This window comes from Dyadobacter sp. CY327, assembly GCF_021390415.1.
Classification (GTDB): domain Bacteria; phylum Bacteroidota; class Bacteroidia; order Cytophagales; family Spirosomataceae; genus Dyadobacter; species Dyadobacter chenhuakuii.
The window spans coordinates 83,317-108,721 of record NZ_JAJUXJ010000002.1; the positions used below are offsets into that span (position 1 = coordinate 83,317).

15 protein-coding genes are annotated in these 25,405 nt (G+C 48.8%); 3 read left to right on the forward strand and 12 right to left on the reverse strand.

Translation table 11 applies throughout. The annotated features are described in order from the left end of the window. The 9 genes from LZG74_RS09950 to LZG74_RS09990 are packed head-to-tail and all read right to left on the reverse strand — an operon-like array spanning window position 1 to window position 15,055. Window positions 1-1,086 carry an endo-1,4-beta-xylanase gene (locus LZG74_RS09950; RefSeq protein ID WP_233796429.1) on the reverse strand — a complete coding sequence of 362 codons (1,086 nt, stop codon included), beginning with the start codon at window positions 1,084-1,086 and terminating at the stop codon, window positions 1-3. Between the two features lie 18 nt (window positions 1,087-1,104). Continuing rightward, complete coding sequence (locus LZG74_RS09955) at window positions 1,105-3,039, reverse strand: alpha/beta hydrolase-fold protein (RefSeq protein WP_233796430.1); 1,935 nt, start codon at window positions 3,037-3,039, stop codon at window positions 1,105-1,107. A gap of 37 nt (window positions 3,040-3,076) precedes the next feature. Then, the gene (locus LZG74_RS09960; RefSeq protein ID WP_233796431.1) at window positions 3,077-3,589 is read right to left on the reverse strand and encodes a VOC family protein; all 513 of its coding nucleotides are present in this window, start codon (window positions 3,587-3,589) and stop codon (window positions 3,077-3,079) included. Between the two features lie 9 nt (window positions 3,590-3,598). Next, window positions 3,599-5,278: a glycoside hydrolase family 43 protein gene (locus LZG74_RS09965; protein WP_233796432.1), complete on the reverse strand. Its 1,680-nt coding sequence runs from the start codon at window positions 5,276-5,278 to the stop codon at window positions 3,599-3,601. Between the two features lie 33 nt (window positions 5,279-5,311). Further along, window positions 5,312-7,783: a glycosyl hydrolase family 95 catalytic domain-containing protein gene (locus tag LZG74_RS09970; protein ID WP_233796433.1), complete on the reverse strand. Its 2,472-nt coding sequence runs from the start codon at window positions 7,781-7,783 to the stop codon at window positions 5,312-5,314. Beyond that, complete coding sequence (locus LZG74_RS09975) at window positions 7,783-8,871, reverse strand: Gfo/Idh/MocA family protein (RefSeq protein ID WP_233796434.1); 1,089 nt, start codon at window positions 8,869-8,871, stop codon at window positions 7,783-7,785. Before LZG74_RS09975 ends, LZG74_RS09970 begins: the two co-directional genes overlap by 1 nt. Window positions 8,872-8,920: 49 nt before the next feature. After that, on the reverse strand, window positions 8,921-9,979 hold the full coding sequence (locus LZG74_RS09980) for a glycoside hydrolase family 43 protein (protein ID WP_409014456.1): 1,059 nt from the start codon (window positions 9,977-9,979) through the stop codon (window positions 8,921-8,923). 14 nt (window positions 9,980-9,993) lie between these two features. Further along, window positions 9,994-11,808, reverse strand: coding sequence for a RagB/SusD family nutrient uptake outer membrane protein (locus LZG74_RS09985; RefSeq protein WP_233796435.1), 1,815 nt, complete (start codon window positions 11,806-11,808; stop codon window positions 9,994-9,996). Between the two features lie 7 nt (window positions 11,809-11,815). Next, a complete protein-coding gene (locus LZG74_RS09990) occupies window positions 11,816-15,055 on the reverse strand; it encodes a TonB-dependent receptor (protein ID WP_233796436.1) in 3,240 nt (1,079 codons plus the stop codon). 316 nt (window positions 15,056-15,371) lie between these two features. On the opposite strand from LZG74_RS09990, the gene LZG74_RS09995 reads away from it, so the two are divergent. After that, window positions 15,372-19,484 carry a hybrid sensor histidine kinase/response regulator transcription factor gene (locus LZG74_RS09995; protein ID WP_233796437.1) on the forward strand — a complete coding sequence of 1,371 codons (4,113 nt, stop codon included), beginning with the start codon at window positions 15,372-15,374 and terminating at the stop codon, window positions 19,482-19,484. Here the strand turns inward: LZG74_RS09995 and LZG74_RS10000 are convergent. Beyond that, window positions 19,457-20,311, reverse strand: coding sequence for an AraC family transcriptional regulator (locus tag LZG74_RS10000; protein ID WP_233796438.1), 855 nt, complete (start codon window positions 20,309-20,311; stop codon window positions 19,457-19,459). The two genes, LZG74_RS09995 and LZG74_RS10000, sit on opposite strands and share 28 nt — an antisense overlap. A 108-nt stretch (window positions 20,312-20,419) precedes the next feature. Further along, window positions 20,420-21,436 carry an SDR family NAD(P)-dependent oxidoreductase gene (locus LZG74_RS10005; RefSeq protein ID WP_233796439.1) on the reverse strand — a complete coding sequence of 339 codons (1,017 nt, stop codon included), beginning with the start codon at window positions 21,434-21,436 and terminating at the stop codon, window positions 20,420-20,422. A 181-nt stretch (window positions 21,437-21,617) separates the two neighbouring features. Here LZG74_RS10005 and LZG74_RS10010 point away from each other — a divergent pair, with 181 nt between their 5' ends. Then, window positions 21,618-22,169 (forward strand): ferritin-like domain-containing protein, encoded by a 552-nt coding sequence (locus LZG74_RS10010; protein ID WP_026629808.1) that lies wholly within the window; start codon window positions 21,618-21,620, stop codon window positions 22,167-22,169. A gap of 22 nt (window positions 22,170-22,191) precedes the next feature. Further along, window positions 22,192-24,381 carry a catalase gene (locus tag LZG74_RS10015; protein ID WP_233796440.1) on the forward strand — a complete coding sequence of 730 codons (2,190 nt, stop codon included), beginning with the start codon at window positions 22,192-22,194 and terminating at the stop codon, window positions 24,379-24,381. Between the two features lie 86 nt (window positions 24,382-24,467). Here LZG74_RS10015 and LZG74_RS10020 read toward each other — a convergent pair whose 3' ends face one another. Continuing rightward, on the reverse strand, window positions 24,468-25,223 hold the full coding sequence (locus tag LZG74_RS10020) for an SDR family oxidoreductase (RefSeq protein ID WP_233796441.1): 756 nt from the start codon (window positions 25,221-25,223) through the stop codon (window positions 24,468-24,470). Window positions 25,224-25,405: the final 182 nt, after the last annotated feature.

Below are 25,405 nucleotides of genomic sequence, written 5' to 3' on the forward strand. Positions count from 1 at the left end.
TTAAAAATTCACAACGCCGTCAAATGCCTTCTTGGGTTTAAAATTCTGATCAAAAAGCAACGGATAGTCCTTACGGCCCGGAACCGGAAAGTTATCCAGCCAGGTTGTTTTATCCGAAACATTCCAGAATGTGACGCCAGTTATCGCTCCTTTGTGCTTTCTGAATGTGTCAAAAATCATTTTGTAATGTGCTGCCTGCTTTTGCTCCATTTCCTGCGTAAATGTGCTTCCTTCGCCCTCCTTTTTTTGTCTTCGTTCATGTTCTTTGGGGTAAACCGAAACATCCAGCTCCGTAATCTGAACGGCCAGACCTAAGCTGGCAAACTGCATGATCGACTCTTCCAGCTCGGCCTGTGTCGGTTCATAAATTGACCAATGTGCCTGCAATCCTACGCCATGAATCGGGACATTTTTCTCTTTTAATTTTGTGACCAATTGAAAGATCTTATTTCTTTTAACCGCGCTCTCCGTGTTATAGTCATTGTAAAAAAGCTTGGCATTAGGGTCCACAGCATGCGCATATTCGAATGCTTTTTCAATGTAATCTTCGCCTATGATCTGGTAAAATTTGGATTCTCTGTAAATGCCTTTGCCCGTGTCGGGAACAGCTTCATTTACAACGTCCCAGGCGTAAATCTTGCCTTTGTAATGCGTCATTACATCGGTAATGTGCTGTTTCAGACGTGCCAGCAATTCTTCCCGCGAAACCTGCGCACCGAGTGAATCGGTGAAGAACCACTTGGGCGTCTGGTTATGCCAGCAAAGCGTGTGACCGCGCACCTTAATGCCATTGGCTTCCCCGAATGCAACAATGGCATCGGCATCCTTCCAGTTGTACACATTTTTTTCAGGATGGATCGGCCCCATTTTCATTGCATTTTCAGGCGTTATGCTGCTGAACTGCTGCTTGATCAATTCCGCTTCCGGCCCGGCCACGCTTCTGGGTGAAACGGCGACGCCGATGGGGAAGTAATCCTTATATGCTTCTTTAAGCGATTTTTGCGCCAGAAGATTGGTGGACGACAACAACGCAGCCGAAACCGCAACTGTCTTGACCCAAGTGCTTAGTAGTGATTGAGTTACCATAACAATGTTGATGAATGATTATTTAAACAAAACCTGCGAAAACCCATGCAGATCATGACGCCACACCGGCCACGTATGCCCGCCGGGATATTCGCTGTATTGATATTTAATGCCCAGCTCGTCATACTTGCCCAGCATGATCTTGCAGTTTTTGTAGGCAATATCCGCTTCGCCACCCATGGAGATCCAGAAGTTTTTCAGGTTGCTGTTGATCGTCTTTGCATTGTCTTTGGCAAATGCATAATGCGGGCCGGATAATGCGTCGTTGTTGGCAAACCACCCGGAACTGAAAACGCCCAGGGATGAAAACATATCTGTGTTTTTGACGCCTGCATATAATGTCTGTATGCCACCCATGGACAAGCCTGCCAATGCGCGGTGTGCGGCGTCAGCCTGCACCCGGAATGTGCTTTCGACAAACGGAACGGCTCCTTGTTTCAGCTCATTTTCAAATAGTTTGAGAAAACCGTCACCGGCTGTGGCCATGCTGCCCGGCCCCATCGGACTGCCAAGGTTTCCATCCATCATGACCACGATCATAGGTTTGGCTTTTCCTTCTGCAATGAGGTTATCGAGAATCAGATTGGTTTTCCCTTGCGTGGCCCATCCGCGCTGGTCCTCACCGCCGCCGTGTAACAAATAAAGCACCGGATATTTTTCGGTAGACTGGTCATAGCCGGGAGGCGTGTAAACATACATTTCGCGCCAGGAGTTGCTGGCTTTGGATAAGTATTTTTTGACGCGGATATCGCCGTGCGGCACGTCGCGCATGGCATAGTAACCTCCGTTGCGGAACGGAATTTCAATGCCGCTCGCCATGCGGCCCATTCCATAAAACGTCTCACTGGCAGGGTCGGCTAATGCGACGCCGTCGATCATTAGCGAGTAATAATGAAAGCCTTCACCAATAGAATCCGTCGTTACCGACCAGACGCCAGCGGTGTCCTTGACCATATCATACTTTTTACCCAGATCCACCTGGACTTTTTGCGCATCAGGCGCTTTGGTGCGGAACACAACCCGGTTGTCTGGCAGGATTTGCGGATATTTTGCATTCCGGATGTTCGTTGCCGCGGGCGATCCCAGAATGGTGTATTTGGTCAAAGAAGGAACATCGACCGGTTTGAACAAAAACTGCGAAAACATGTATAAACCATTTTTCCAAACCTTGAAATCATGCACGCCCGGCTCAATATAAAAAACGTGGGGAACATTGTTTTCAAACAGATAATCATGCGTCCGCTTGCTGAATGTGATCAGCCGGTCCTCATCGCCACAGGATAGGAAAAGCAATTTCAGCTTCTTCTTGGCCTCTTCGGGATTGGGCATCAGCTCAGCAGGCGCTTTCGTATTCGGCGCGGAAGAAAACCCTCCTACCCACGCAAACTGATCCAGATTTCCCAAACCAAAGTTCAGAGACTGCCCGCCGCCCATCGATAGCCCCGCAATGGCACGGTGCTCGCGGTCCTTCAAAACCGGATATTTACTTTCAACAAAAGGGATCAGATCTTTGAGCAGATCCTGTTCGAATGTAGCAAATGCAGCCACCTTATCGGGCGCCATAATGTTGCCCGTTGCGCGGTCGTCCTTCATCGCACGGCCATTCGGCATAACGACGATCATGGGCTCAATTTTCTTTTCGGCATACAGATTGTCCAGGATCAACTGCGGATTGCCGCCTTTCAGCCATTCCTTTTCATCGCCGCCAATGCCATGCAGCAGATACAAAACCGGATACTTTTTCTTTTTGCTAAAACCCGGAGGGGTGTAAACCAGCATTTTACGCTTGTTCCCCACCGTTTTGGAATCATACTGAACCGTATCGATCTTTCCAGCCGCCACACCAGCCTGCGCCGTGTCGTACCCTTTGGGCATTTCTTTTAAAATCTCCTGCGCCTGACTCACGGGAGCCAGCAATGCGAGGCACATTATAATGGGTAAAAATCGTTTCATGGGTTGTTGAAGGATATTGGTTTAGTGATGATTTCGATTACATAGGGCCGATCAGCTCCACAAATGTTCCATCCGGATCCTGAACCAGGACGAAGTGCGAATCTTTGGTCAGAGGTGTGGGCGTGCTGCCGAGGAAAGTCACATTTTGCGCTTTCAGCCTGTCGATAATGGGCGTTAAAGATTTGACCTGAATGGTAATGTACTGCGGACCTGTATCGTCCTGGATGAATTTAGGTTTGGGATGACTGGCCTTTTTGCCAAAGCTCATCAGCTTCCAATCCGTGCCTTCGGGGCCATTTTCGAGTTTCAGAATGTTGACTTCAACAGCTTCACCGCCTGTCAAACCGCCCCTTTTCCCGAATTCGGCATTAATCGTAAAATTGCCGGTTTTGACCATGCCAATCCCTTTAACGTAAAAATCAAGGGAGCGCTGCATATCCGCCACCACGACGCCTACGCCGATGGATTTGCTCGTAAAATTGGATTGCGCATGAACAAAACCGCCTATCAGCAGCGCTGTAACGGTCAATAGCTTCTTAAACGTGGACATATTCACTAGTTATTTAATTGTTTTGAAAATAGGATCATTGCCGCTGTATTTCAAGTATTTGAATGAAGCGGAATTGGTTGTGGGCTCGCCCGAAGAGGTTGCGTACATGCCGAACAAACAGCCGATAAAGCCGCCTGCGACTTCGGTGCTCAGGAATTTGGCGTCGACTTTGTCTTTGAGCAATTCCCAGGAAGTGCCTTTGGAAAAATAGAAGCTGTAAGTGTCGCCTTCTGCTACAATGCGCAGCTTAACGGGCTTGGAAGCGTCCGAAACGGGTATTTCGGACATTAACTCCATTTCTTTTCCCGTTGCAGCACTTTTGAAAAGCTGCACCATGGGCTTTCCTTCTTTTATTGATTTACTTAAAAAATAGAAATGTGCTTCATCCTGGAAAATGCTCAGGCCAGCTTTTTCTTTTTCTGATTTGGGAGAAAAATCGAGTTCTACTTCGGTTGTGCAGAACAAATGCTGCTGGCGTTTTCCGATGAACGAAGGGTTGCCCAGTTCCATGATGGTTTCGGGTTTCAGCTTCATCGTCAATCCTTTCTGCTTTGATAAAGCGAAGGAGCTGCTGTCGATGGTCCGCATGAAAAGCAGCGCAGGATCAAGTTTGCTTTCAAATGTTAAAGTGTAAGCGAAGTTTCCAGCCTGCGGAAGCGCGTCTTTTTGTTTTACTTCCTTATAATTGACTTTGTATTCGTAATCCACATTTTTTGTCGGCGGGTTAATCACCGGCCAGTCGTTTTTCCATTCCACTGGCGCGATGAATGTTTCGCGACCGGTGTTGTAATAATTGCCTTCATAAGGGCGCACGGCCAGGAAAATGGCGTAGGTTTTTCCATCCGGGCCGTCTACAAACTGCGCGTGACCGGCTGACGTGATCGGATCTTTGCGGTCTTCGGGTAATCCCTTTTGGGTTAATATCGGGTTATTTTCATAAGGCACAAATGGCCCCCACACCGATTTGCTGCGGAAAACAACTTCCGTATGGTTCACCGACGTGCCGCCTTCGGCTGCGTACAGATAATACCAGCCATTACGCTTCATGATATGCGGTGCTTCAATCCAGACCGGTTTTTTGCTTAGATCCACACCACCATTCACAAGCTGCTTTTCCTCGCCCACAACCTTCATTGTGGCAGGATCCAGCTCATAGATCCGGATCGTTCTGTGGCCGGAATATAAGGGTTTACGGTCCGGCGCGTCGCTGTTGTAAATGATATAGGCTTTGTTATCATCATCAAAAAACAAGGAAGGATCGATGCCGCGGGCTTGTGGAATGCGGATCGGGTTGCTCCACGGGCCAGCCGGATTTTTTGCCGTAACTACAAAATTTCCGTCATGGTCAATGTCCGTGCATGTCACGTAAAATGTGCCGTTGTGATGGCTGATCGCGGGTGCAAAAAGTCCTCTGGTCAGCTTCTCACCCATGAAATCCATTTGTGAAGGGCGGTCGATGACATTACCGATCTGCTTCCAGTTTTTCAAGTCCTTGCTGTGAAAAACCGGGATGCCGGGGAAGTAGGAGAATGTAGAGTTTACCAAATAGTAATCCGCCCCAACTTGCACGACGCTCGGATCGGGATAGAAACCGGTCAGGATAGGGTTAACCAATGTCGTTTGGGCCGACACAAGCTGTCCCATGCAAAGCCACGCAACACAAGCGGCAGAAATAAATCGTTTGATCATTATAATTTGATCTTAATCATTGATACTAATAACTTATTGAGCGACAAAGACATAAGACTTGCCAGCCTGCGTCGGAATGTCGTAAAGGAATGTTTCCCTGATCGTGGGCGCGGACAGATTAGCCTTAGGAGACAACACGGCGCTGGCAACCGGCTCAACCTGGTAAAAAGCATTGGCATTCTGTCCCGAAGCTTCGGCTAGCGACTTGCCGCTGGCCGTTTTCAATGTGTTTGGCGTCCGCAACCGGAGGTTTCCCCCGAGCTTCGATTTCACCTCCACTTTCGTCAGCTTACCTGCTTTCCATTCCATATTTACCACTTCAAAACCGCCCTGCGCGAGTAATCCGCCAATGTTTCCGGCTTGCCAAACGTCGGGTAATGCAGGAAGTAAATGCACCGAGCCGTCTGCGCTTTGCATGAGCATTTCGGTGATTCCCGAGGTGCAGCCAAAATTGCCGTCGATCTGGAATGGCGGGTGGGCGTCGAAGAGGTTGTTATACGTGCCTCCCCCTTCTTTGGACGTGCCTAATGGTGAAAGCTGGCTTTTAATTAATGTAAATGCGTGGTTACCATCCTGCAAGCGAGCCCACCAGTTCACTTTCCAGCCCATGCTCCAACCCGTCGAAACGTCGCCGCGGTGCAGTAAAGTGGTGCGTGCTGCGGCGAATAATTCGGGTGTGCGGTAGGCGGAAATCTGGTCGGATGGGAACAGGCCGTACAGGTGGGAAACGTGGCGATGATGATCGTTGGGATCATCCACATCGTCGAGCCATTCCTGCAACTGTCCGTGTTGGCCCACGTGCATGGGCGGCAGGCGCTTGCGCATTTGCCTAAGCGAATCGGTGAATGCAGCATCTTTTTTCAGGATTTCAGCCGCACGAATCGTGCTGCTGAAAACGTCGAATGCGATCTGGTTGTCCATTGTCGTTCCGGCATCCAGCGAGGAGCCTTCGTGCGCGGCCGGTGCATTTTCTGGAGAGCTCCCGGGGTTTACGACGAGCCATTTGTATTTGGGGTGTTCAATCAAAAAGTCGGCATAGAATGTAGCTGCGCCTTTCAGGATCGGGTAAATTCTGGCGAGATACGCCTTGTCGCCCTGATACAGATAATGTTGCCACAAATGCTGGCTCGTCCAGCCGCCGCCTGCGATCCACATGCCCCAGAAGGCACCGTCGATAGCGCCGGTTGCGCGCCAGATATCCGTATTGTGATGCGCCATCCAGCCTCTTGCGCCGTACATGGTGCTCGCCGTTTCTTTTCCGGTTTGCGAAAGTTCTTCAACCATTTTCAAAAACGGCTCATGCAGCTCGCTCAGGTTGGTACGCTCTGCCGGCCAGTAATTCATCTGCGCATTGATGTTAATGGTGTATTTGCTATCCCACGGCGGCATCATTTTATTGTTCCAAATCCCCTGCAAATTGGCAGGCTGACCGCCCGGTTGCGAGCTGGAAATCAACAGGTAACGACCATATTGATAGTAAAGCGTAACCAGTTCGGGATCATTCACATTGCGGAAGTTTTTCAGTCTTTCATCCGTCGGTAAGTTACCCAGTTCTGTTGTGCCAAGATCGAATTTAACGCGTTTGAAATATTTTTGATAAGCTGTAATGTGCGGGTTTAGCATGCTCGCGAACGATTTGGAAGCAGCTTTATTAAGGTAAGCGGCAGCCAGCGCATTTTCGTCGCCGCTGATGTCATTATAGTTCTTAAAATTGGTCGCGATGGAAATGTAAATGGTCGCTGCATTGGCGCCGGCGACATTGAGTGCGGTGTCATTCGCGGTCACATTGCCGCCTTCGGTTTTGATCCTGGTAATCCCTTTGAAACGTACCTGACCTTTCACGCCCTCGTGATCCTGCGTCGTGCCGGCAATGGTAAGGTCTTTTGCGGTGTTTGTTTTAATGGATTTCGTTTTGTGTAAAGAGGCATAGGAAGCATTGAATGCCAGCTTACCCGGCTTGTCGGCGGTGAGGCGGATGACGATCACGCGGTCGGGGAATGAAGCCAGGACTTCACGGGTATAGTTGACGCCATCGACCTTGTAAGTGGTTTTGGCCACGGCGCGTTCAATGTCGAGCTCTCTGTAATAATTGGTAAAATTATCGTGACCCGGAAATGTCAGCCGCAAGTCACCCAGCGGCTGAAACATTTGTCCGTGCGATTTTTTGGTAATGATGGCTTTGTTGGCCAGCTTCTCGGCTTCTTTTTGTTTATTTTCAAAAATCAGCTTGCGGATTTCCGGTAATGCAGCCAGCGCCTCGGGATTATCATTCCAGTTTGGTCCGCCCGACCATAATGTATGTTCATTGAGCTGAATCGTTTCATTCACCACATTGCCATACACCATAGCGCCCTGCCTGCCGTTTCCGACAGGCAATGCATTTTCCCATGTTTTGCCCGAAGGCTGTTTATACCAAAGCTTTTGCACGCGGGGCGTCTGTGCATAACCCGTCAACGTTACTGCCATTAACGAAAGGCAAAGGACTTCCTTCAAAAAATAACGCATCAGATTTTCACCATTTTGCCGCTCGCAGCAGATTTATAGATCGCTTCTACCACACGAATGTCCCGCAGCCCCTCTTCGCCGGGTGCGATAAGGTCCGCGTTGGTCATCAGGGCAGTGCAGTCTTCATCCATTTGTTTGGCCTGCTGACTCTTGATAGGAAAATTGATGATTGTCCCATCCGACAAGCTGCCTTTATTGCCATTATAACCCGACTGCGGTTCCAGCTTGGCCCAGCCTTTTTCATAATTCACTTGCAGATAATTCATATTTATGCCAAAACTTGTCTGGCAGGATGCTTTGGCGCCGCTTGGGAAATCGAGCATAAACATCATTGTTTCTTCCACTTCTTTATAAATGTCGGGACGGGTTGTGGAAGCTTGTGCGAAAACACTGATTGGCTCCTCTCCCGTGGCGAGCCTGGCGCCTTGCAATGCATATACACCCATATCGCCCATTACGCCGCCGCCTAATGCTTTCTTTTGTTTCCAATGATCGGTCCGCGCATCAAAATAACCCGCCGCACTGCTGACCATTTTCACTTTCCCGAACTTAGGATCTTTGGCAATCTTCATGATGGCCTGAATGTTCGGATCGTGCTGGCAGCGATAACCGATGGCGAGCTTTACTTTATTGGCTTTGCAAGCCTGGATCATGGCTTCGCAATCTGCGACGGACGGAGCCATTGGTTTTTCACAAAATACGTGCTTACCTGCCTTGGCAGCCCGCACCACAAACTCCCTGTGCATGGATGGCGGCAAAACCACATACACGACGTCGATATCCGGGTTGTTGGCGATATCGTCGAAGTTTTTGTAGTTGTAAATGTTTTTGTCGGGAATGTTGTACTTGGCTTTCCAGGTTTCGGCTTTGGATGGGGTGCCCGTAACGATGCCGGCCAGGTAACATTTCTCCGTCATCTGCAGCGCGGGCGCAAGCAAGTCCGTGCTATAATAGCCAAGGCCGACCAGCGCAATGCCCAGTTTATCCTTTTTGGGATTTGTGGACGCCAGAAGGGAATTTCCTGTGAATAAGGTGGCCGCGCCGGCCAGTGTCAATGTTGATATGAAATCACGCCTCTCGATATGCATAGGATGTTTTTTTTATTTAATAAGCCAAAGGGAATGTTCACCTACTTTGTTAAGGATTGATGGTTGTAATGTTCCCGCTGGCATCCCTTAGCAATTCCCTGACCTTCACATTGCGCAAATGCGTTTTGCCCGAAAGCGCCGCATCGTGATAGAAAATATACCATTTGCCTTCGACTTCAACAATGGAATGATGTGTCGTCCAGCCTTCTACAGGATTCATAATCACACCTTTGTATTTGAATGGCCCATAAGGAGAGTCGCCCTCGGCATAGCATAGCAGATGTGTATCGCCGGTAGAATAGGAGAAATAATATTTGCCATTGAATTTATGCATCCAGGCGCCTTCAAAAAAGCGGCGTTTGGTGTCAGACGCTAAGATCGGCTTTCCGTTTTCATCCAGGATCTGAACGTCTTTCAAAGGCTCGGCGAAGGATAGCATATCATTGCTCATGGCTGCTACCTTGGCGCTTAGTGCGGGCTCATTTTCATGGCCTTTGCCCAGGTCCGTCATCAAGCTTTTGTTATAGGTGCCAGTATGCCAGCGCTGCAACTGACCGCCCCAGATCCCTCCCAGATACATGTAACTTTTACCGTCCGTGTCTGTAAAAACGGCCGGATCGATGCTGTAACTTCCTTTTATCGGCTGAGGCTCAGCCTTGAACGGACCAGTTGGTGATTTACTGGTGGCCACACCCATGCGGAAGACGCCTTCCTTGTCTTTGACAGGAAAATAAAGGTAATAGGTGCCATTTTTGAATGCAGCGTCAGGCGCCCACATCTGCTTACCGGCCCAGGGGACATCTTTTACATCCAGCGCCACACCGTGGTCTGTTACTTTACCACCGATCTTATCCATGGAATAAACGTGGTAATCGCGCATTTGAAAGTGCCCGCCCTCATCGTCCTGCGGCACATCGGCCTCAATGTCGTGGGATGGATAAATGTAGATCTTCCCGTTGAAAACGTGGGCCGACGGATCGGCGGTGTAGAGGTCGGTGACCAGCGGTTTAATGCTGGTTCCCTGACCGAAAGTGGTTTGAATTCCGAGGCCACCGAAGGCCAGCAACGACGCAGATATTACTGCTAATGCATTACGATTTATCATCATTTGAATTTTTTTTATCAATATCCGGAATTTTGCGGAAACTTCGGACCTTCTACGACCCGGTCAATCTGCGACTGGGGAATGGGGCGCAGCATATTGAAATCTTTCACATATTGTGCTGCTTCCTGGTTCCACTCCTGCACCCTGCGCACGAGCGAGCGGGTCCGCACCAGATCATGCCAGCGCTGCCATTCGCCGAAAAATTCACGGCTGCGTTCGTCAAGAATAAAGTCGAGCGTAACCTGTGCTGCGGTGATCGTCATAGCGGTTGCGGCGGCGGCATTTTCGGCCGTTGTATTTGCTTTGCGGAATGCGGCGCGCTGTCTTACCACATTGATCAATGCGGCTGCTTTGGCGTTGTTACCTGCCTTGAAATAGGCCTCGGCGCCGGTCATATACACATCTGAAAAGCGGTACAGAACAGCCGGGCGTGTGGAAGGATCATTAAAATTGGCGCCACGGCTTGGATCCATGAATTTTTTCAAAGCAGGGAAAATACCGTTGTTCCAAAGACTTGGCGGCACCACAATGCCCTTGAATGGCCTCGTTCCCACAAACTGCGGTGCACCCGGCACTTCATAATCAGGCAGCCAAACGGCCGTGTCCACGCCGGGAACCGTCGTATAGGAAATGCCGCGGAGGTTATTGGCAGTATTTGCCTCATTTTTCACCGCAGTATTTGAAATATAAACCGTGTAAAAAGAATTGGCATAACGCGAATCCACCTTGCGGTTGGTAAATGCCTGATCCAGAAAATAGTTTTTGCCGGCACGAGGCCCGTTGGCGATTTTATCTGAATTCGGACGCATCCGAACATACGGACGGCCATAATAAGAATCCCGGATCATGCCAGAAGTGCCATTATTTACAAAAGCGCCAGCTGCATTTTTAATCGAATTGATGCCGCTGTTATTCGGGTAATTCCAGTTAGTAAACCATGGGCTCAAATTTTGCGCTGCTCCACCCCCAGCCTGTCCGCCGACCTGGTAATAGCCGTATTTCGGGTCCAGCACGTGGTCACTGACAAACATCGTTTCTTTGCCATAGTCATTGGCAGGCACGAATGCATCGCCGTAATCCTGCCAGAGATCCAGCCCGTAGTCCGCTTTTTTGGCAATAATGTCGTCGCAGATCGTTGCGGCTTGTGTAAAATCGGAAGCCGTGTTGTTCAGCCAGCCGCGTGTCAGATACGCTTTTGCGAGCAAGAGTTGCGCTACGGGTTTGGTGGCGGCTTTGCCCAGGAAAGGTGCCGTTGGCTGGTTAGGCAGGTCGGCGGCTGCTTCTGTCAAATCCTGGATGATGAGCGCATACACGTCCGCTGCCGGCTGGCGTGATGCGGCTTGCGAAGGCACGGTGATAAACTCGGTATGCAAGGGAACATCGCCCCAGGTCTGTACGAGATAGAAATACCAGAATGCCCGCAAAAACTTCGCTTGCGCCAGATATTGCTTCCGTGTGGCTTCGGGCAGATCAATGGTTGCGCCGTATTGCAGCACGCCGTTCAATGTATTAATGTCCTGAAAAGCAACGCCCCAAGCCGAGCCGAAGTTACTGCTGTTGAGACCATTGTAAGTGTAAGCAGGACCGCCGCCACCATTCACACCCTGGATAAATTCGTCGGTCCCGGCCTGCATTTCGACCGTGAAACCTTCGGTTCCCCACTGGCCGCGGATGTCATTGTAAACCCCGGCGATGCCGCCCAGCACACCCGCCGGGCTGTTGAAATAGGTAGGAACGATCTGGGATTGCGGATGTTCTTCGAGCACCTTTTCGCAACCCGTACTCAATGACGCGATTAAGGCTACTGTCAATATGTTTTTTATGGATTTCATAGTCGGATTAGAATTTAAGGTTTACGCCCACAGTGAATTGTCTTACCGGCGGAGAATTCAGGTTGACCGAGATCTGGCGTTCCGGTGCGCCACGGTCGCTGGCGCCTTGCGGGTTCAGCGTTGACTGGCCTGTTGCATAGCTGTTTCCTTCGGGATCAATCGCCAGGTCGTCTTTCACCAACGGTGCGTAAATGATGAACGGGTTGGTAAGGTTGACGTAAATTCTCGCCGAAGTCGCGCCGATCTTCTTGATAACATTGCTCTCAAATGTGTAACCGAGGTTGATGCTGCGGCATTTGATGAATGAGCCGTCGTAGTAACCTAATGTTGAGCCGAAGTTGGCCACAGCGCCGCTTGCGTCGGGAGCCGGGAATGCGTTCGTGGGGTTAGTTTCGGTCCAGTAATCGGTTTTTACCTGATTTACACGGCTTTGGTTAAAGAATGCGAAACCTCCTGAACCTGTGGAGTTACCCGTTAAGTAAGGCACAAGCACTTTCATGCCCATTCTTGCATAGGTTACCACCGATGCATCAAAGTTTTTGAAGCTGAAACGGCTGGTTAAGCCACCCTCCCATTTAGGCTGGAAATTACCCAGGATCTGGCGGTCATTGGCGTCAATCTTGTTATCACCATTTAAATCTTCCACCCTGATCTGTCCGGCGAACTGAACAGGTGATGTTTGCTGCGCTAATGTGCCGTTTTCTGCGTCTGCGGTCTGCCATATTCCTAATTTTTTATAATCAAAAATCACGGAAAGCGGCTGTCCTACAAACCATCCCGCACCCAGATTGGACTTTTCGTCGGGCGTGGTCAGCTGCGTGATTTTTTCCCGGTTAAAGAAATATGTTGCGTCAATGCTCCAATTGAACCCTTTTGGTTTTCTGACAATTTCAAAAGTGGCAGCCACTTCCAATCCTTTGCCTTCTGTTTTACCCAAATTTTTCAATGTTGAGCCTGCACCATTGCTTGGCGGCAGCGGCACGGAGAGCAGAATGTCTTTGGTTTTCTGGTGATACCAGTCCACAGAACCCGTAATGCGGTTGTTGAACAAACCAAAATCAACACCAATGTCCAGCTGCGAGGTCGACTGCCAGCTCAGGTCGCTCGAAGGCAAACTTGTCACAGTGTAAGCTAGCTGCTGACCAGCCGTACCCAATCCAAAGTTGTAATAACCCGCGGATAATGCACCTAATGTCGAGTATGCGCCCACATTCCGGTTGCCGGAAATCCCCCAGCCGCCGCGTAATTTAAGATTGGAAATAAACGGAGCCGATTTCATAAAACCTTCTTCCACCACATTCCAGCCTACACCGATCGCAGGATAATTGAAATATTGATTAGCCGGGGATAATGTGGACGAACCATCTCGGCGCAGCGTCAATGTCAGCAAATATTTGTCTGCATAGCTGTAATTAAGCCTTCCCATGTAAGACAGCAATCCAGTCTCTGAAAACGAGTTTCCAAAATCCGACGGCGCGACCGGCTGGCCCGCAGCGAGCGAGAAGTTGGACGTTTTGATATAATCGGCAGGCACACCAGTTACCGTAAAGCGGCTTCCCAGCGAGTGGTTTTTGGTGTATTCGTAAAGCGCAGTGAAACCCAGCTTATGCTTGTCTGCAAATGTTTTATCAAAATAAAGCAAATGCTGCAAGTTCACGTCCCAATATTCGGTGTTGCTGATCTCGGCGGTGGATCCGGCTTGCGTCGTGGCCGTGTTGAAATAGGTCAGCGGGCCGTTGTAATTATTCAGGTTGGACTGACTGAAATTCAGACCTGCATTGAAACGGTATTTCAATCCTGGTAAGATATTAACTTCCGCGTAAAGGCTGTTGAATGTCCGCAATGAACGCGTGCGGCCCAGGGCCGATTCCTTTTTGGACATAATCGTCAGCGGACTCACGATAGCAGCATCAATAGAACCTTCGGCCGGAAAATTATTAACGGTTCCGTCTGCATTGTAGGGCGATGCCAATGGAGTCAGTCGCACCAGGCCGCCCGGCACGCCCCCGCCGCCCGGCGTGTTCGTGTAAGTCAGCGTATTTAATGTATTCAGACCTATTTTGACGTTTTTGCCAATCTTCTGGTCAATGGTTGCGCGAATGTTGAAACGCTGGAAACTCTGGTTTGGAATGATCCCGGTTTCGTTGAAGTAACCCAATCCGAGTGAATACTGCGTGTTTTCAACGCCGCCCTGCACGCCCAACTGATGGTTGGTCATGAAGCCGGGTTTGTAAATCAAATCCTGCCAGTCTGTTGAAACGCCATTATCAAGTGCTTCCTGCTCTTTCTGGGTCAGCAAATAACCCGATGTGCCCGGGGCTGTGCGGTTGTATTTGGCTGCATCGGCTTTGAATTGTGCATATTCCTGTCCATTCATGACATTGAATTTGCCCATCACCTGCGTTTGTCCGTGGTAACCGTCGTAGCTGAAAACAGGCTTGCCGACTTTTCCTCTTTTGGTTGTTACCAGGATTACGCCACCCGCTCCGCGCGAGCCATAAATCGCTGTTGCTGACGCATCTTTCAAAACTTCCAGACTTAGAATGTCATCCGGGTTAATGTCATTCAAGCCACCGAACGGTATCCCGTCCACGACCACCAGCGGACCATCCAGGCCATCGCTGGAACCCGAGCTGGTGGTTAATGTACGGTTTCCGCGGATCCGGATCTGGCCCTGAGAGCCTGGCGTGCTTCCGTTACTGATAATGGAGACACCCGCCGCACGGCCCTTCAACTGGCTTACGAGGTTGGGCGCAGGCACTTCTTTTAATGTGCTTTCGCTCACTGAAACCACCGAGCCCGTCACGTCCCGCTTGCGCTGAACGCCATAACCCACGACAACTACTTCTTCGAGCGTCTTATTGTCGACCGCCAAAGTCACGTTAATGATCTGCTGCGTTCCTACAACCACTTCCTTGGGCGCATAACCCACGAGCGAAAACACCAGAACGGCATTCGCATCCGGGACGCTGAGCCGGAAATTTCCGTCCTGATCGGCGCTGGTGCCTCTTGTTGTGGACTTGATGAGCACATTGGCGCCAGGCAGCGCCTCACCGTCCGGGCCGGTTACTTTTCCGGTAACTTCAATGTCCGCTGCCGGAGCCGAACGATGCCGGTTGCCGTAATCTGCCCATGCTGCATTACCGGCAACTGCATCCATGGAAATGCTGCCGAGCAGCAGAATAGGTAGGCCAGAAAAACCCAGTATCCTGGCGAGCATGTTATTGCTTAATAAACGTTCATGCATTTTGTGTATGATTTGATGTTTAAATTAGATTGAATCATGTGGTCGTCTTGGTGTTGTCATGGAAGTGTCAATTTGACAATACTTAATTTGGGTGTGACTTTGGCTTTGCCGCCATTTTCAGTGCATCACTTTTTCCAGATATTATTTGATTTATTGTCGACAAAAGTAGCGCAGCAAGGCAGCCTGCTGTGAGCACATTTGTTCATATTTAGGATACAATTGTTCAAAAGGGCTAAAAAAATGCCCGATTCTGGGACAAACTTGCATTTTTGGGATAACTTTCGACTCGGGCTCCGTTTTTAACCCTATCATATCAATGCGTTCAGAGATTCTTCTCACATTCCGTTTTATCTGCCTGATAATCGCATGCTGTGCAGCGACATTTGCAGCATGGGCGCAGCCTGCTGAGCCCAAGTTTACGTCGCTGACATCAACAGACGGGTTATCATCAAATACTGTGACGGCCATTCTGAAAGATCAGTATGGACTGATGTGGTTCGGAACGGACGATGGTTTGAGCAGGTTCGACGGCACGGATGTCATCGTTTACCGGCATGATAAGAAGGATTCCACCTCACTAAGATCCAATGATATTTCCTGCCTGCATCAGGACCGCAAAGGCCGGATCTGGGTTGGCACGATCGAAGGCGGATTGCACCTTTATAACAGAAGAAAAGATTCATTCGAGATCATTCCGTCCCCCCATAGCGTAACGAGCATCACCAGCGATGCCACGGGAAAACTTTGGGTCGGCACCACGGCAGGGCTGATTAATGTGGACCCGGAAAGCCATCAGATCAGCACATTCGCATCCAGGCCCAACATGCCTGACCAGATTTCCAAAGGAATGATCCTCGGCATTGCGATAGACAGCAAAAAAAGGGTGTGGATCGGATCCAGGAATGGATTGTTCAAAATGGATCCGGCTGATAAAAGCGAGGAATATATTAACTATCTGCAATCACTGCCCGACGAAGCCGGTGCGCGCACGGTGAAGTCTATTGTTGAAGACCGCGAGGGGAACATTTGGGCCGCCACATTCAGCGGAGTCTTCAAGCTCAATGCGAATGGGCAGATTGTCAAGCATTTTAAATATGACCCCAACAACAAGAATTCCCTGAGCACCAATATGGTGTTTGCAGTTACCTGGGAAAACGCCTATCAACTATGGATATGCACGGATGCCGGCCTGAATATGCTGGATACCCGAAGCGGCAACATTACGCGCTATGGCCCGGATGCAAGGACGCAGTTTAGTTTAAGCAATAAATCGGTGCGGAGTATACTCATTGATAATGAGGGGATTTGCTGGCTTGGCACTTATAAGGGCGGGGTAAATAAATACGATAAAAACCTGGCAATCTTTGGCTTGAAGCGGTCAGATGTGAATGACCCATACGGATTGAGCGCGCCATTTGTGACATCCTTCGCCGAGACCGGATCGGGTGAGCTCTTTGTAGGCACCGACGGCGGCGGGTTAAATCTTTATAACCGGCAAACCAATCTGTTCCGGAAATTTCCCATTAATCCAAAAAACAAGAATGCAGCGTCCGGGCTTGCTATCCTGACGCTGGAACTGGTTGCGGACAACGAGCTTTGGATCGGGACCTTTCAGGACGGGCTTTTTCAGTTTAACCCTAAAACAGGCGCTTATACCCAATATATGAGGGGAAAAGATTCGTCCAGCCTGAGTAACAACGAGATTTTCTGCCTGGAAAAAGATACGTCCGGCCAATTGTGGGTGGGCACGAATGGTGGCGGTGTGCATTTGTTTGATCCTGCAACGAAACGGTTTACCAGATTTCACGATGTGGGGGTTCCCGTTTTGCAGCGCAGCATTCCGCTGAACGGCTATATCCGTGATCTCATGCTGGACAGTAAAGGCAAACTCTGGGTGGCGTCGCACGGCACCGGCATTGCTGTGTATGATCCGTTAACGAAGAAAACGCTGTTGCTGGACAAGCAAAGCAGCGAACTGCCCAGCAACATTGTTTTTTCTCTTCTGGAAGACAGCAGAGGGAACATCTGGGCGGGCACATCGGGTGAAGGGCTGGCTTTATACAACCCGCGTACCAGGAAGTTTTCAACTTATGGGTCAAAGGAAGGGCTCGCCAGCAACATTGTTAACAAAGTGCTGGAAGATGCGCAGGGGCGGATTTGGGTCAGTACCAACCAGGGAATCAGCTATCTTGATTTAAAAAATAAAAAATTCATCAACTACACCTCCTATAACGGCATTCAGGACCGGACATTCGTGCTTGGCTCGGGCATCCGCGCGGCTGATAACACGCTTTTTTTCGGCGGCATTGCTGGGTTTAACTACATCGATACACGGAGTTTGCCTGACAGCAAACGGATTCCGCCGATCATTTTAAAAGACCTGAAAATTGGTAATCGCAGCATTACCCCCGCCGATTCGAACTTTATTGATGCTGACATTACCGTTGCCAAGACCATTAGCCTGGATTACAAGCAGAATTTTTCAATCGGTTTTGCCGCGCTCGATTATACCAATCCAAAACAAATGCATTACCGGCACCGGCTGGTGGGCATGCAGTCGGAATGGAACGAAACAGGGCTTACCAACTTTGCCAGTTATACGAATCTGAGCCCGGGCAAATACGTTTTTGAAGTGCAGGCCAGCGGTGACGGCATTAACTGGGGTCCGCAGACCAAGTCGGTGGCCGTGATTGTGAAACCACCTTTTTACCTGACCATTTACGCTTACATTTTTTACATTCTTGCGCCATTCGCGATTGTATACTATATGCGGCAGCGCGGCATTCAAAAGCTGCAACGGCAATTTAAAGAGCAGCAACAGCGTGCGGAAGTGGAACGTGCGCAGGAACTGGACCGGATGAAAATCAAGTTTCTGACCAATCTGAGCCACGAGTTCAGGACGCCGATCTCACTTATCCTTGCCCCTGTTGACAACCTGCTCGTCAAGACCAGATCCACCGAGCTGCATCCGCCGGTCAATGCCATTAAGCGCAATGCGAAAAGGCTGCTGAACCTTGTGGACCAGTTGCTGGATTTCAAAAATATGCAGGAACAGGAAGTGAAGCTCGACCTGAAACGCCGTGATATTATTCTATTTATCAAAGACACCTGCGACCAGTTCAGTGATCTTTCCATCCGTAAGGGGATTCAGTTCAAAATTGATAGTGCGCCGGAGCAGCTTGCGATGGATTTCGATGCGGACAAGCTCGAACGGGTTTTGTTTAACCTGCTTTCCAATGCATTTAAATTCACACCAAAAGGCGGCGAAGTGGCCTTAAATGTTCAGCAGCAAACGGATGTTGAAGGAAAGCACTGGCTTCAAATCAACATTTCGGATAACGGAATAGGCATTGCGGAGGATCAGCACGAAAAGATCTTTGACCGCTTTTTCCAGAGCGATACGGACCTGACGGTTCTGAACCAGGGCAGCGGCATCGGCTTGTCCATTGTGCGCGAGTTTGTGCAGTTGCACCAGGGAAAAATAAATCTTGTAAGTCAGCCGGGCGCGGGCAGCACGTTTACAGTGGAACTGCCGATTGCAGAGCAACTTATTCCTGTGACCGAACAGCCTGCCTCAACGCCTAAAACGCTGAATGAAACGGAAAGTGGCTTTGCTAAATCGGAAAAGGCCAATCTGGAAGATCCGTCCAATGTGCTGATCATTGAAGATAATGACGAGTTCAGACATTATCTGAAAGAAAGCCTGATGCCCTTCTATCATGTTATAGAAGCGAGCAACGGCAAAGAAGGCTGGCAAAAAACGCTCAGCCACCATCCCGAACTGATTGTAAGCGACGTGGCCATGCCCGAAATGGACGGCATTGCTTTGAGCCAGAAAATCAAGTCCGACAAGCGCACCAAACACATCCCTATCATTCTTCTGACGGCATCCACAGGCGAGCAGCAGCAGCTAGAAGGCCTCAATTCCGGAGCGAATGATTATCTGACCAAACCCTTTAATTTTGAAATATTAAATGCTAAGATCAACAATCTGATCCTGCTTAACCGGCTTCTCAAAGGCGTTTACTCCCGGCACATCCAGGTGTCGGGTGAAGCACCGCAGATGGAATCCAGCCAGGAAAAACTGCTGAAAGATATGCTGTCTTACATTGAGGACAACCTGCATACTGCCCAACTTAGCGTGGAAAATCTCAGCAAGCACGTCGGCATGAGCCGGGGAACATTATACAGCAAAGTCCTGGAAATGAGCGGACAAACGCCCATTGAGTTCATCCGCTCAATCAAACTTGAAAAGGCAGCATTACTATTGGAAAACAGTGATTTGAGCATTTCACAGATCTCCTACATGACGGGTTTTACCGCGCCGAATTATTTTGCCAAATCCTTCAAAGCCAAGTTCAACATGCTGCCGACGGAATACAAGACAAAAAAGCGGAGGCATCATGAAGTAACAATGTCGGGACGGTAGGAAGAGGCCGGGGTATGTGTCACATGTAGCAACTGCGTTGGTGCAATCCCGTATTTCTTTTTGAATGCAAACGAAAAATGGGAGAGATCTTCAAAACCAACTTCGAGATACACTTCTGTGGGTTTTTTCTTTTTTTCTGCCAATTGATAATGTGCCAGTTCGAGCCTTTTATCCGTCAGCCACTTTTGCGGAGTTACCTGAAATAACTTTCTGAAATCCCGGTTGAATGTCGACAAACTGCGGCCCGTCAGATAACCCCATTTTTCCATCGGCATATTGAACATAAAATTGCGCTGCATAAAATCAATCAGGTCGATTTTTCCTGGATCATCGAAGTTTGCCAGCACGGTGTCGACCGTTTTGTCGATTTCCCTCAAAATGGTAATGGCTTCGGTAATTTTCAATGTGGCAATACTTTCCGGAAACTGGCCGGTAACATCGAAGTAAGGAACCAAGGAAGCCAGGCAACTTTCCAGAAACGGGTGATTGGTAAAGCTGAAAATCTTCCGCTGCTGTCCGCTCGTTTTATTAATCTCAATTTTTTCGTAAAACCGTTTGAGCCGCTCTTTGGACAAATGCATAACCACTGTTTTGTGCGGTTGTCCGGTTTTGGGATAATTTACAATGGTCGCCAGCTCATTTCTGGGAATCAGAAAAATGTCCCCCGTTTTAAAGTAGTAGGTTATGTCCGCCTGTATGATTTTGGTTTCACCTGAAATAAACCAAATCAGCATATGATCATCGAACATAAGGTCCGATTTAAAAAGCTTGTCGTCATAGCTGGAAAGCTTGATCTCCCTGGTCAGGTATTTTGAAATGTGATCCATATAAGCGTGCCTCTGATGCCTGGGCGGCATGTGTGAGATTTTGAATGTAATAATAATCAACTAAAAATAATAGTTGCGGGTTGCTTCCGCTCCCCGCCCTGACAAGCTTTACGATTGCACAAGTGAAGCGCCCGCGCCGAATGGAATGCCGGTTACCTGTTGGCTCCATACCAACAATTTCCTGGCACTTTCCATATCCAACGAATAGGCCTGGACACCACTTTGCCCTGTATCTTCTTTCGGGCTGAGCCGGGCTATGTCTGCATCTTCGCAATACACGCCGCCCATGTTTTTGAGCATCGGACTGGTAGCGCACCAAACGGTGGTTGCTGCACCTTGCGGGATCGTTTTCAATGCTGCTAAAACTTCGGGTAACAAATTACCTGCTGAATCCATAAAACCCATTTGCTGAAATAATTCCAGAGAGGCTTCCCTGCCCAGCTCCGTGCCGTGTATGGAGCCGGGATGTAACGAGTATGCACGCACATTAAACTGCTCACCCAGACTATTGAGCGCCAGCGTAAATAAGTTGCTGGCCGTTTTCGATTGCCCGTAAGCCTGCAGGGTTTGATATTCGCGATGAACAAAATTAGGATCTTCAAAATCGAACGGTGCCATCTGATGCCCGAGCGATGACACGTTAACGACCCGTGCGCCGTTGGCCTTTTTGAGGGCTGGCCATAACCGCGCGGTGAGTTGATATTGACCTAAATAGTTGGTTGCCAGCTGTGATTCTATTCGCCGGACATCCCGGCGTAAAGGCACCCACATAATGCCCGCATTGTTGATCAATATATGGAGCGGCCTGTTTGTTGCCATAAAACTTGCGGCAAATGCATCAATTGAAGCCGGATCCATAAAATCGATTTTCCCCAACTCCACATTGGGAATGCCTGCGAGATTTTTCCGGGCTTTCTCTATGTCCCTGGCCGGAACGATCACCGTAGCGCCGGCTGTGGCCAGAACCCGGGTGGTTTCCAGGCCTATACCCGTGTTGCCGCCAGTTACGATTGCGATTTTTCCCGTCAGGTCGATTCCTTTGATTACGTCGTCCGCAGTTGATGTTGCATGAAAGCCCGAGCCGATTGGCTGTTGTAAAGCTCCCTGATTATTGTTTTGTCCCATGTCATTTTTATTTAAAAGTGATAGGACAAAATTACCCGGTCCGGTGCGCGCTCATTTTGTTCAAAACTTCAAATTACTTTGCTTAGAATGTCATACTAAATAAAAAACAACTATTCTCAGAGCAATCCCCGATCGGGTACGGGTTTTGCTATAAGAGTGGCTCAACTAACGACAATAACATATGGACGCTAGCACGGGCTCTGAGCCAAAATTTAAAACAAAAACTTCCGCAGGCGCTGAGCCGGCGTTGATGGAGCTGTTTCTGGACAGTCTTCGCGATATTTACTGGGCTGAAAATCATTTAGTTAAGACACTCCCAAAAATGATCAAGTCTGCCACATCGCCAAAACTGGCTTCTACAATTGAGCAGCATCTTGAACAAACTGTTGAGCATGTAAGCCGGTTGGTCGTGATTTTCGACTTGCTGGGTGTGGATGCAATTGCCAAAAAATGTGATGCTATGGAAGGCCTTTCGAAAGAAGGCGAAGGAATTATTGAAAGCACGGATGAAGGAACTGCTACGCGCGACGTAGGGATTATCCTGGCTTCTCAGAAAGTGGAACATTATGAAATTGCTACCTATGGCGGCCTGGTGCAGCTGGCAAGCACTTTGAACCTGACAGATGTGGCCGAGATTCTTGCCAAAACATTGGAAGAAGAGAAACTGGCCGATCAACTTTTGACCGAGGTTGCTGAGAATGATGTCAATTACAAAGCCTCCGAGGAAGCTTAATTAAAACCTTCAACGAATATTTATGATAGATAATAAAGAATCTGAGGGCTCAAATGCCAACCAGGAAAATGAGAAAACGGCAAACCTGGCGCCCCATACAACCGATAGTACCGGAGAGTTCATGACCACCAACACCGGGCTTCGGGTCAACGATGACCAGAATTCCCTGAAAGCGGGAGACCGGGGCGCAACGTTGCTGGAAGACTTTATCTTTCGCGAAAAGATGACGCATTTTGACCACGAACGTATACCTGAAAGGGTTGTTCACGCGCGTGGATCTGGTGCGCATGGTGTATTTAAAGTTTATGAGCCGATGTCAGCTGTCACCAAAGCTGGATTCCTGAATGATACATCGATCGAGACGCCTGTATTTGTCCGGTTTTCGACAGTTGCCGGTTCTAAGGGTTCTACGGATCTTGCCCGTGATGTCCGGGGATTTGCTGTAAAGTTTTATACACAGGAAGGCAATTTTGACCTTGTAGGCAATAATATGCCCGTGTTTTTTATCCAGGATGCCATCAAGTTCCCGGACTTGGTTCATGCTGTTAAGCCTGAGCCGGACAATGAAATGCCACAGGCAGCCTCAGCTCATGATACATTCTGGGATTTCATTTCTCTGATGCCGGAGTCTGCACACATGATTATGTGGCTCATGAGCGACCGTGCTATACCGCGCAGTTATCGGATGATGGAAGGCTTTGGCGTCCATACTTTCCGTTTTATCAATGAAGAAGGCGTTTCACATTTTGTAAAATTCCACTGGAAGCCGCTGTTGGGTGTGCATTCCGTTGCATGGGACGAAGCGCAGAAGATCTCAGGGAAAGATCCTGATTTCCACAGAAGAGATTTATGGGATGCCATCGAATCAGGCAATTTCCCCGAGTGGGAACTTGGCGTGCAGATTGTTCCGGAAGAAGATGAATTCAAATTTGATTTCGACTTGCTGGACCCAACGAAGATAATTCCTGAAGAGCTCGTTCCGGTGCAGCGCATTGGTAAAATGACCCTTAACCGCAATCCCGACAACTTCTTTGCAGAAACAGAGCAGGTTGCATACCATTTGGGACACATTGTGCCGGGAATCGATTTCACCAACGATCCACTTCTGCAAGGCAGATTGTTTTCATATACAGATACGCAGCTGTTGCGTCTGGGCGGACCTAATTTCCAGGAGATCCCCATTAACCGGCCGATCGTTCGGGTTGACAACAATCAGCGCGACGGGCATATGCGCCAGACGATTAACAGAGGGAAATCCAGCTACAATCCGAACACATTAGGCGGCGGTTTCCCTGCTCAGGCTAAGGCGTCGGAAGGTGGTTTTACTTCTTATCCCGAAAGGATTGATGCAAAAAAAATACGGGCAAGAAGCAAAAGCTTCTTCGACCATTTCAGCCAGGCTAAGCTGTTTTTTGACAGCCAGTCTGATCCGGAAAAAAACCACATTGTGGACGCGCTTAGCTTCGAACTGGGGAAAGTGAAGACTGTTGAGATCCGTCAGCGTATGGTTGGCATTCTTTCGCTGATTGACAAAGGTCTTGCTGCAGAGGTTGCATTCGCGCTTCGTGTACATGTGCCTCAGGATCCGGAACTTCCGATTAACCACAGCATACCAGCAGATGGCGATCCGGCTGATTACGATTCAGTAATGAAGGAATCAGTGGTAACCATTTCGGATGCACTGAGCATGGTTAATACGCCCAAAGACAGCATTCAAACGCGCAAAATAGCGTTTCTCGCGGCTGATGGCGTGGACGAGAAGTCAATAACCACCGTAAGAGATGCACTCGTGTCCGCTGGGGCAGTTGTGGAAATCATTTCGACCCGTCACAATTATATTATGACTGAAAGTGATACCAAGCTTCCAGTCGACCATACATTTCTGACAGCAGCATCTGTCCTTTACGATGCGGTATATGTGCCCGGCGGAACGAACAGCGTTGCCAGCATCGAGGCAGAAGCAGACGCAGTCCATTTCCTGAATGAGGCGTTTAAACATTGTAAGCCTATTGCTTCCGATCTTTCCGCGATCCAGGTTTTGGAAGCGACTTATTTCAGCAAAAAGCTTCCGGCTGATTATGATGATGCAACCATCCTGAAAGAAGGGTTGGTTGTTTTGGATGACGTTGGTCAGCTTGCGGATAAATTTATTCTGGCAATCTCCCAGCACAGGTTCTGGGAACGTGAAAAGCCAAGAAAAATCCCGGCTTAATTGTCGAACATTAGAAGGGCCGCCGGTTTCAAAACCGGCGGCCCTTTTTTTAATGCTAAACAAAATAACTCCCGTTACGCTTAAACCTAAGCTTTAACCGCCAGCGAATCCAGAAAATCGCTGAAATGGATTTTGCCCAAATTTGCCTTTCCTTCCGGAACCAATGCAGACTTAGGAATCACAACTCCGAAATATTCATTTCGATCATTTGCCACCACGGTTTTCTCATCTCCGGATTTATCCAAATATTTTGCAACAAAATCGCTCATGGAAGCCCGGTCGGGACCAGCGATTTCAACAATGGCATTGGCTGGCTCCGACACGGCGAATTGCGTAACAAATGCCGCAACGTCCTCAGCAGCAATGGGCTGAAAATCAACAGTTGAAATGTGCACAGCGTCACCGGAAGCAGAGCCGGCTGTAATGGTAGGAACAAATTCCTGGAACTGCGTGCTTCGGATGATGGTATAAGGAACACCCGACTTTTGAACCAGGTCCTCCTGGATTTTCTTCGCCCGCATATAACCCATGCTGCCCATTACGTGCGTGCCTACAATAGAAAGTATCAAGTGATGTTTTACACCTGCACTGGTTTCTGCGGTAAGGATATTGCGGCCCACGGTTTCAAAGAACTGTATCGCAGGGCCTTCTTCGAAAGAGGTTGAATTGGACAAGTCTATCACGACATCTGTATTTTCGAGCGCATCGGAAAGGCCCTCGCCCGTTAATGCATTAATGCCCGTTGAAGGAGATCCTGCTATAACTGTGTGACCCAGCTGGCGAAGTTTTTTGGCAACATTTGAACCGATTAACCCTGTTCCGCCGATAATTACAATTTTCATAACTTGAAATTTTAGTGTTTAAAGTCTTGCAAACACTACGTAATTATCATATATAATGCCAAAGAGTCAATCTATTGGATTTCAATGGTTTAACACAAAATAATGACATTTCATTTTCACTAAATACAGTGAAAACACGATGTAATTCACTAAATTAAGTGTTACGAACAACACCGACAAAT

Excerpts from the sequence above, each read along its gene's own strand:
- LZG74_RS09950 (WP_233796429.1), bottom strand. The coding sequence starts at position 1,086 with ATGGTAACTCAATCACTACTAAGCACTTGGGTCAAGACAGTTGCGGTT.
- LZG74_RS09955 (WP_233796430.1), bottom strand. The coding sequence starts at position 3,039 with ATGAAACGATTTTTACCCATTATAATGTGCCTCGCATTGCTGGCTCCC.
- LZG74_RS09960 (WP_233796431.1), bottom strand. The coding sequence starts at position 3,589 with ATGTCCACGTTTAAGAAGCTATTGACCGTTACAGCGCTGCTGATAGGC.
- LZG74_RS09965 (WP_233796432.1), bottom strand. The coding sequence starts at position 5,278 with ATGATCAAACGATTTATTTCTGCCGCTTGTGTTGCGTGGCTTTGCATG.
- LZG74_RS09970 (WP_233796433.1), bottom strand. The coding sequence starts at position 7,783 with ATGCGTTATTTTTTGAAGGAAGTCCTTTGCCTTTCGTTAATGGCAGTA.
- LZG74_RS09975 (WP_233796434.1), bottom strand. The coding sequence starts at position 8,871 with ATGCATATCGAGAGGCGTGATTTCATATCAACATTGACACTGGCCGGC.
- LZG74_RS09980 (WP_409014456.1), bottom strand. The coding sequence starts at position 9,979 with ATGATGATAAATCGTAATGCATTAGCAGTAATATCTGCGTCGTTGCTG.
- LZG74_RS09985 (WP_233796435.1), bottom strand. The coding sequence starts at position 11,808 with ATGAAATCCATAAAAAACATATTGACAGTAGCCTTAATCGCGTCATTG.
- LZG74_RS09990 (WP_233796436.1), bottom strand. The coding sequence starts at position 15,055 with ATGCATGAACGTTTATTAAGCAATAACATGCTCGCCAGGATACTGGGT.
- LZG74_RS09995 (WP_233796437.1), top strand. The coding sequence starts at position 15,372 with ATGCGTTCAGAGATTCTTCTCACATTCCGTTTTATCTGCCTGATAATC.
- LZG74_RS10000 (WP_233796438.1), bottom strand. The coding sequence starts at position 20,311 with ATGGATCACATTTCAAAATACCTGACCAGGGAGATCAAGCTTTCCAGC.
- LZG74_RS10005 (WP_233796439.1), bottom strand. The coding sequence starts at position 21,436 with ATGGGACAAAACAATAATCAGGGAGCTTTACAACAGCCAATCGGCTCG.
- LZG74_RS10010 (WP_026629808.1), top strand. The coding sequence starts at position 21,618 with ATGGACGCTAGCACGGGCTCTGAGCCAAAATTTAAAACAAAAACTTCC.
- LZG74_RS10015 (WP_233796440.1), top strand. The coding sequence starts at position 22,192 with ATGATAGATAATAAAGAATCTGAGGGCTCAAATGCCAACCAGGAAAAT.
- LZG74_RS10020 (WP_233796441.1), bottom strand. The coding sequence starts at position 25,223 with ATGAAAATTGTAATTATCGGCGGAACAGGGTTAATCGGTTCAAATGTT.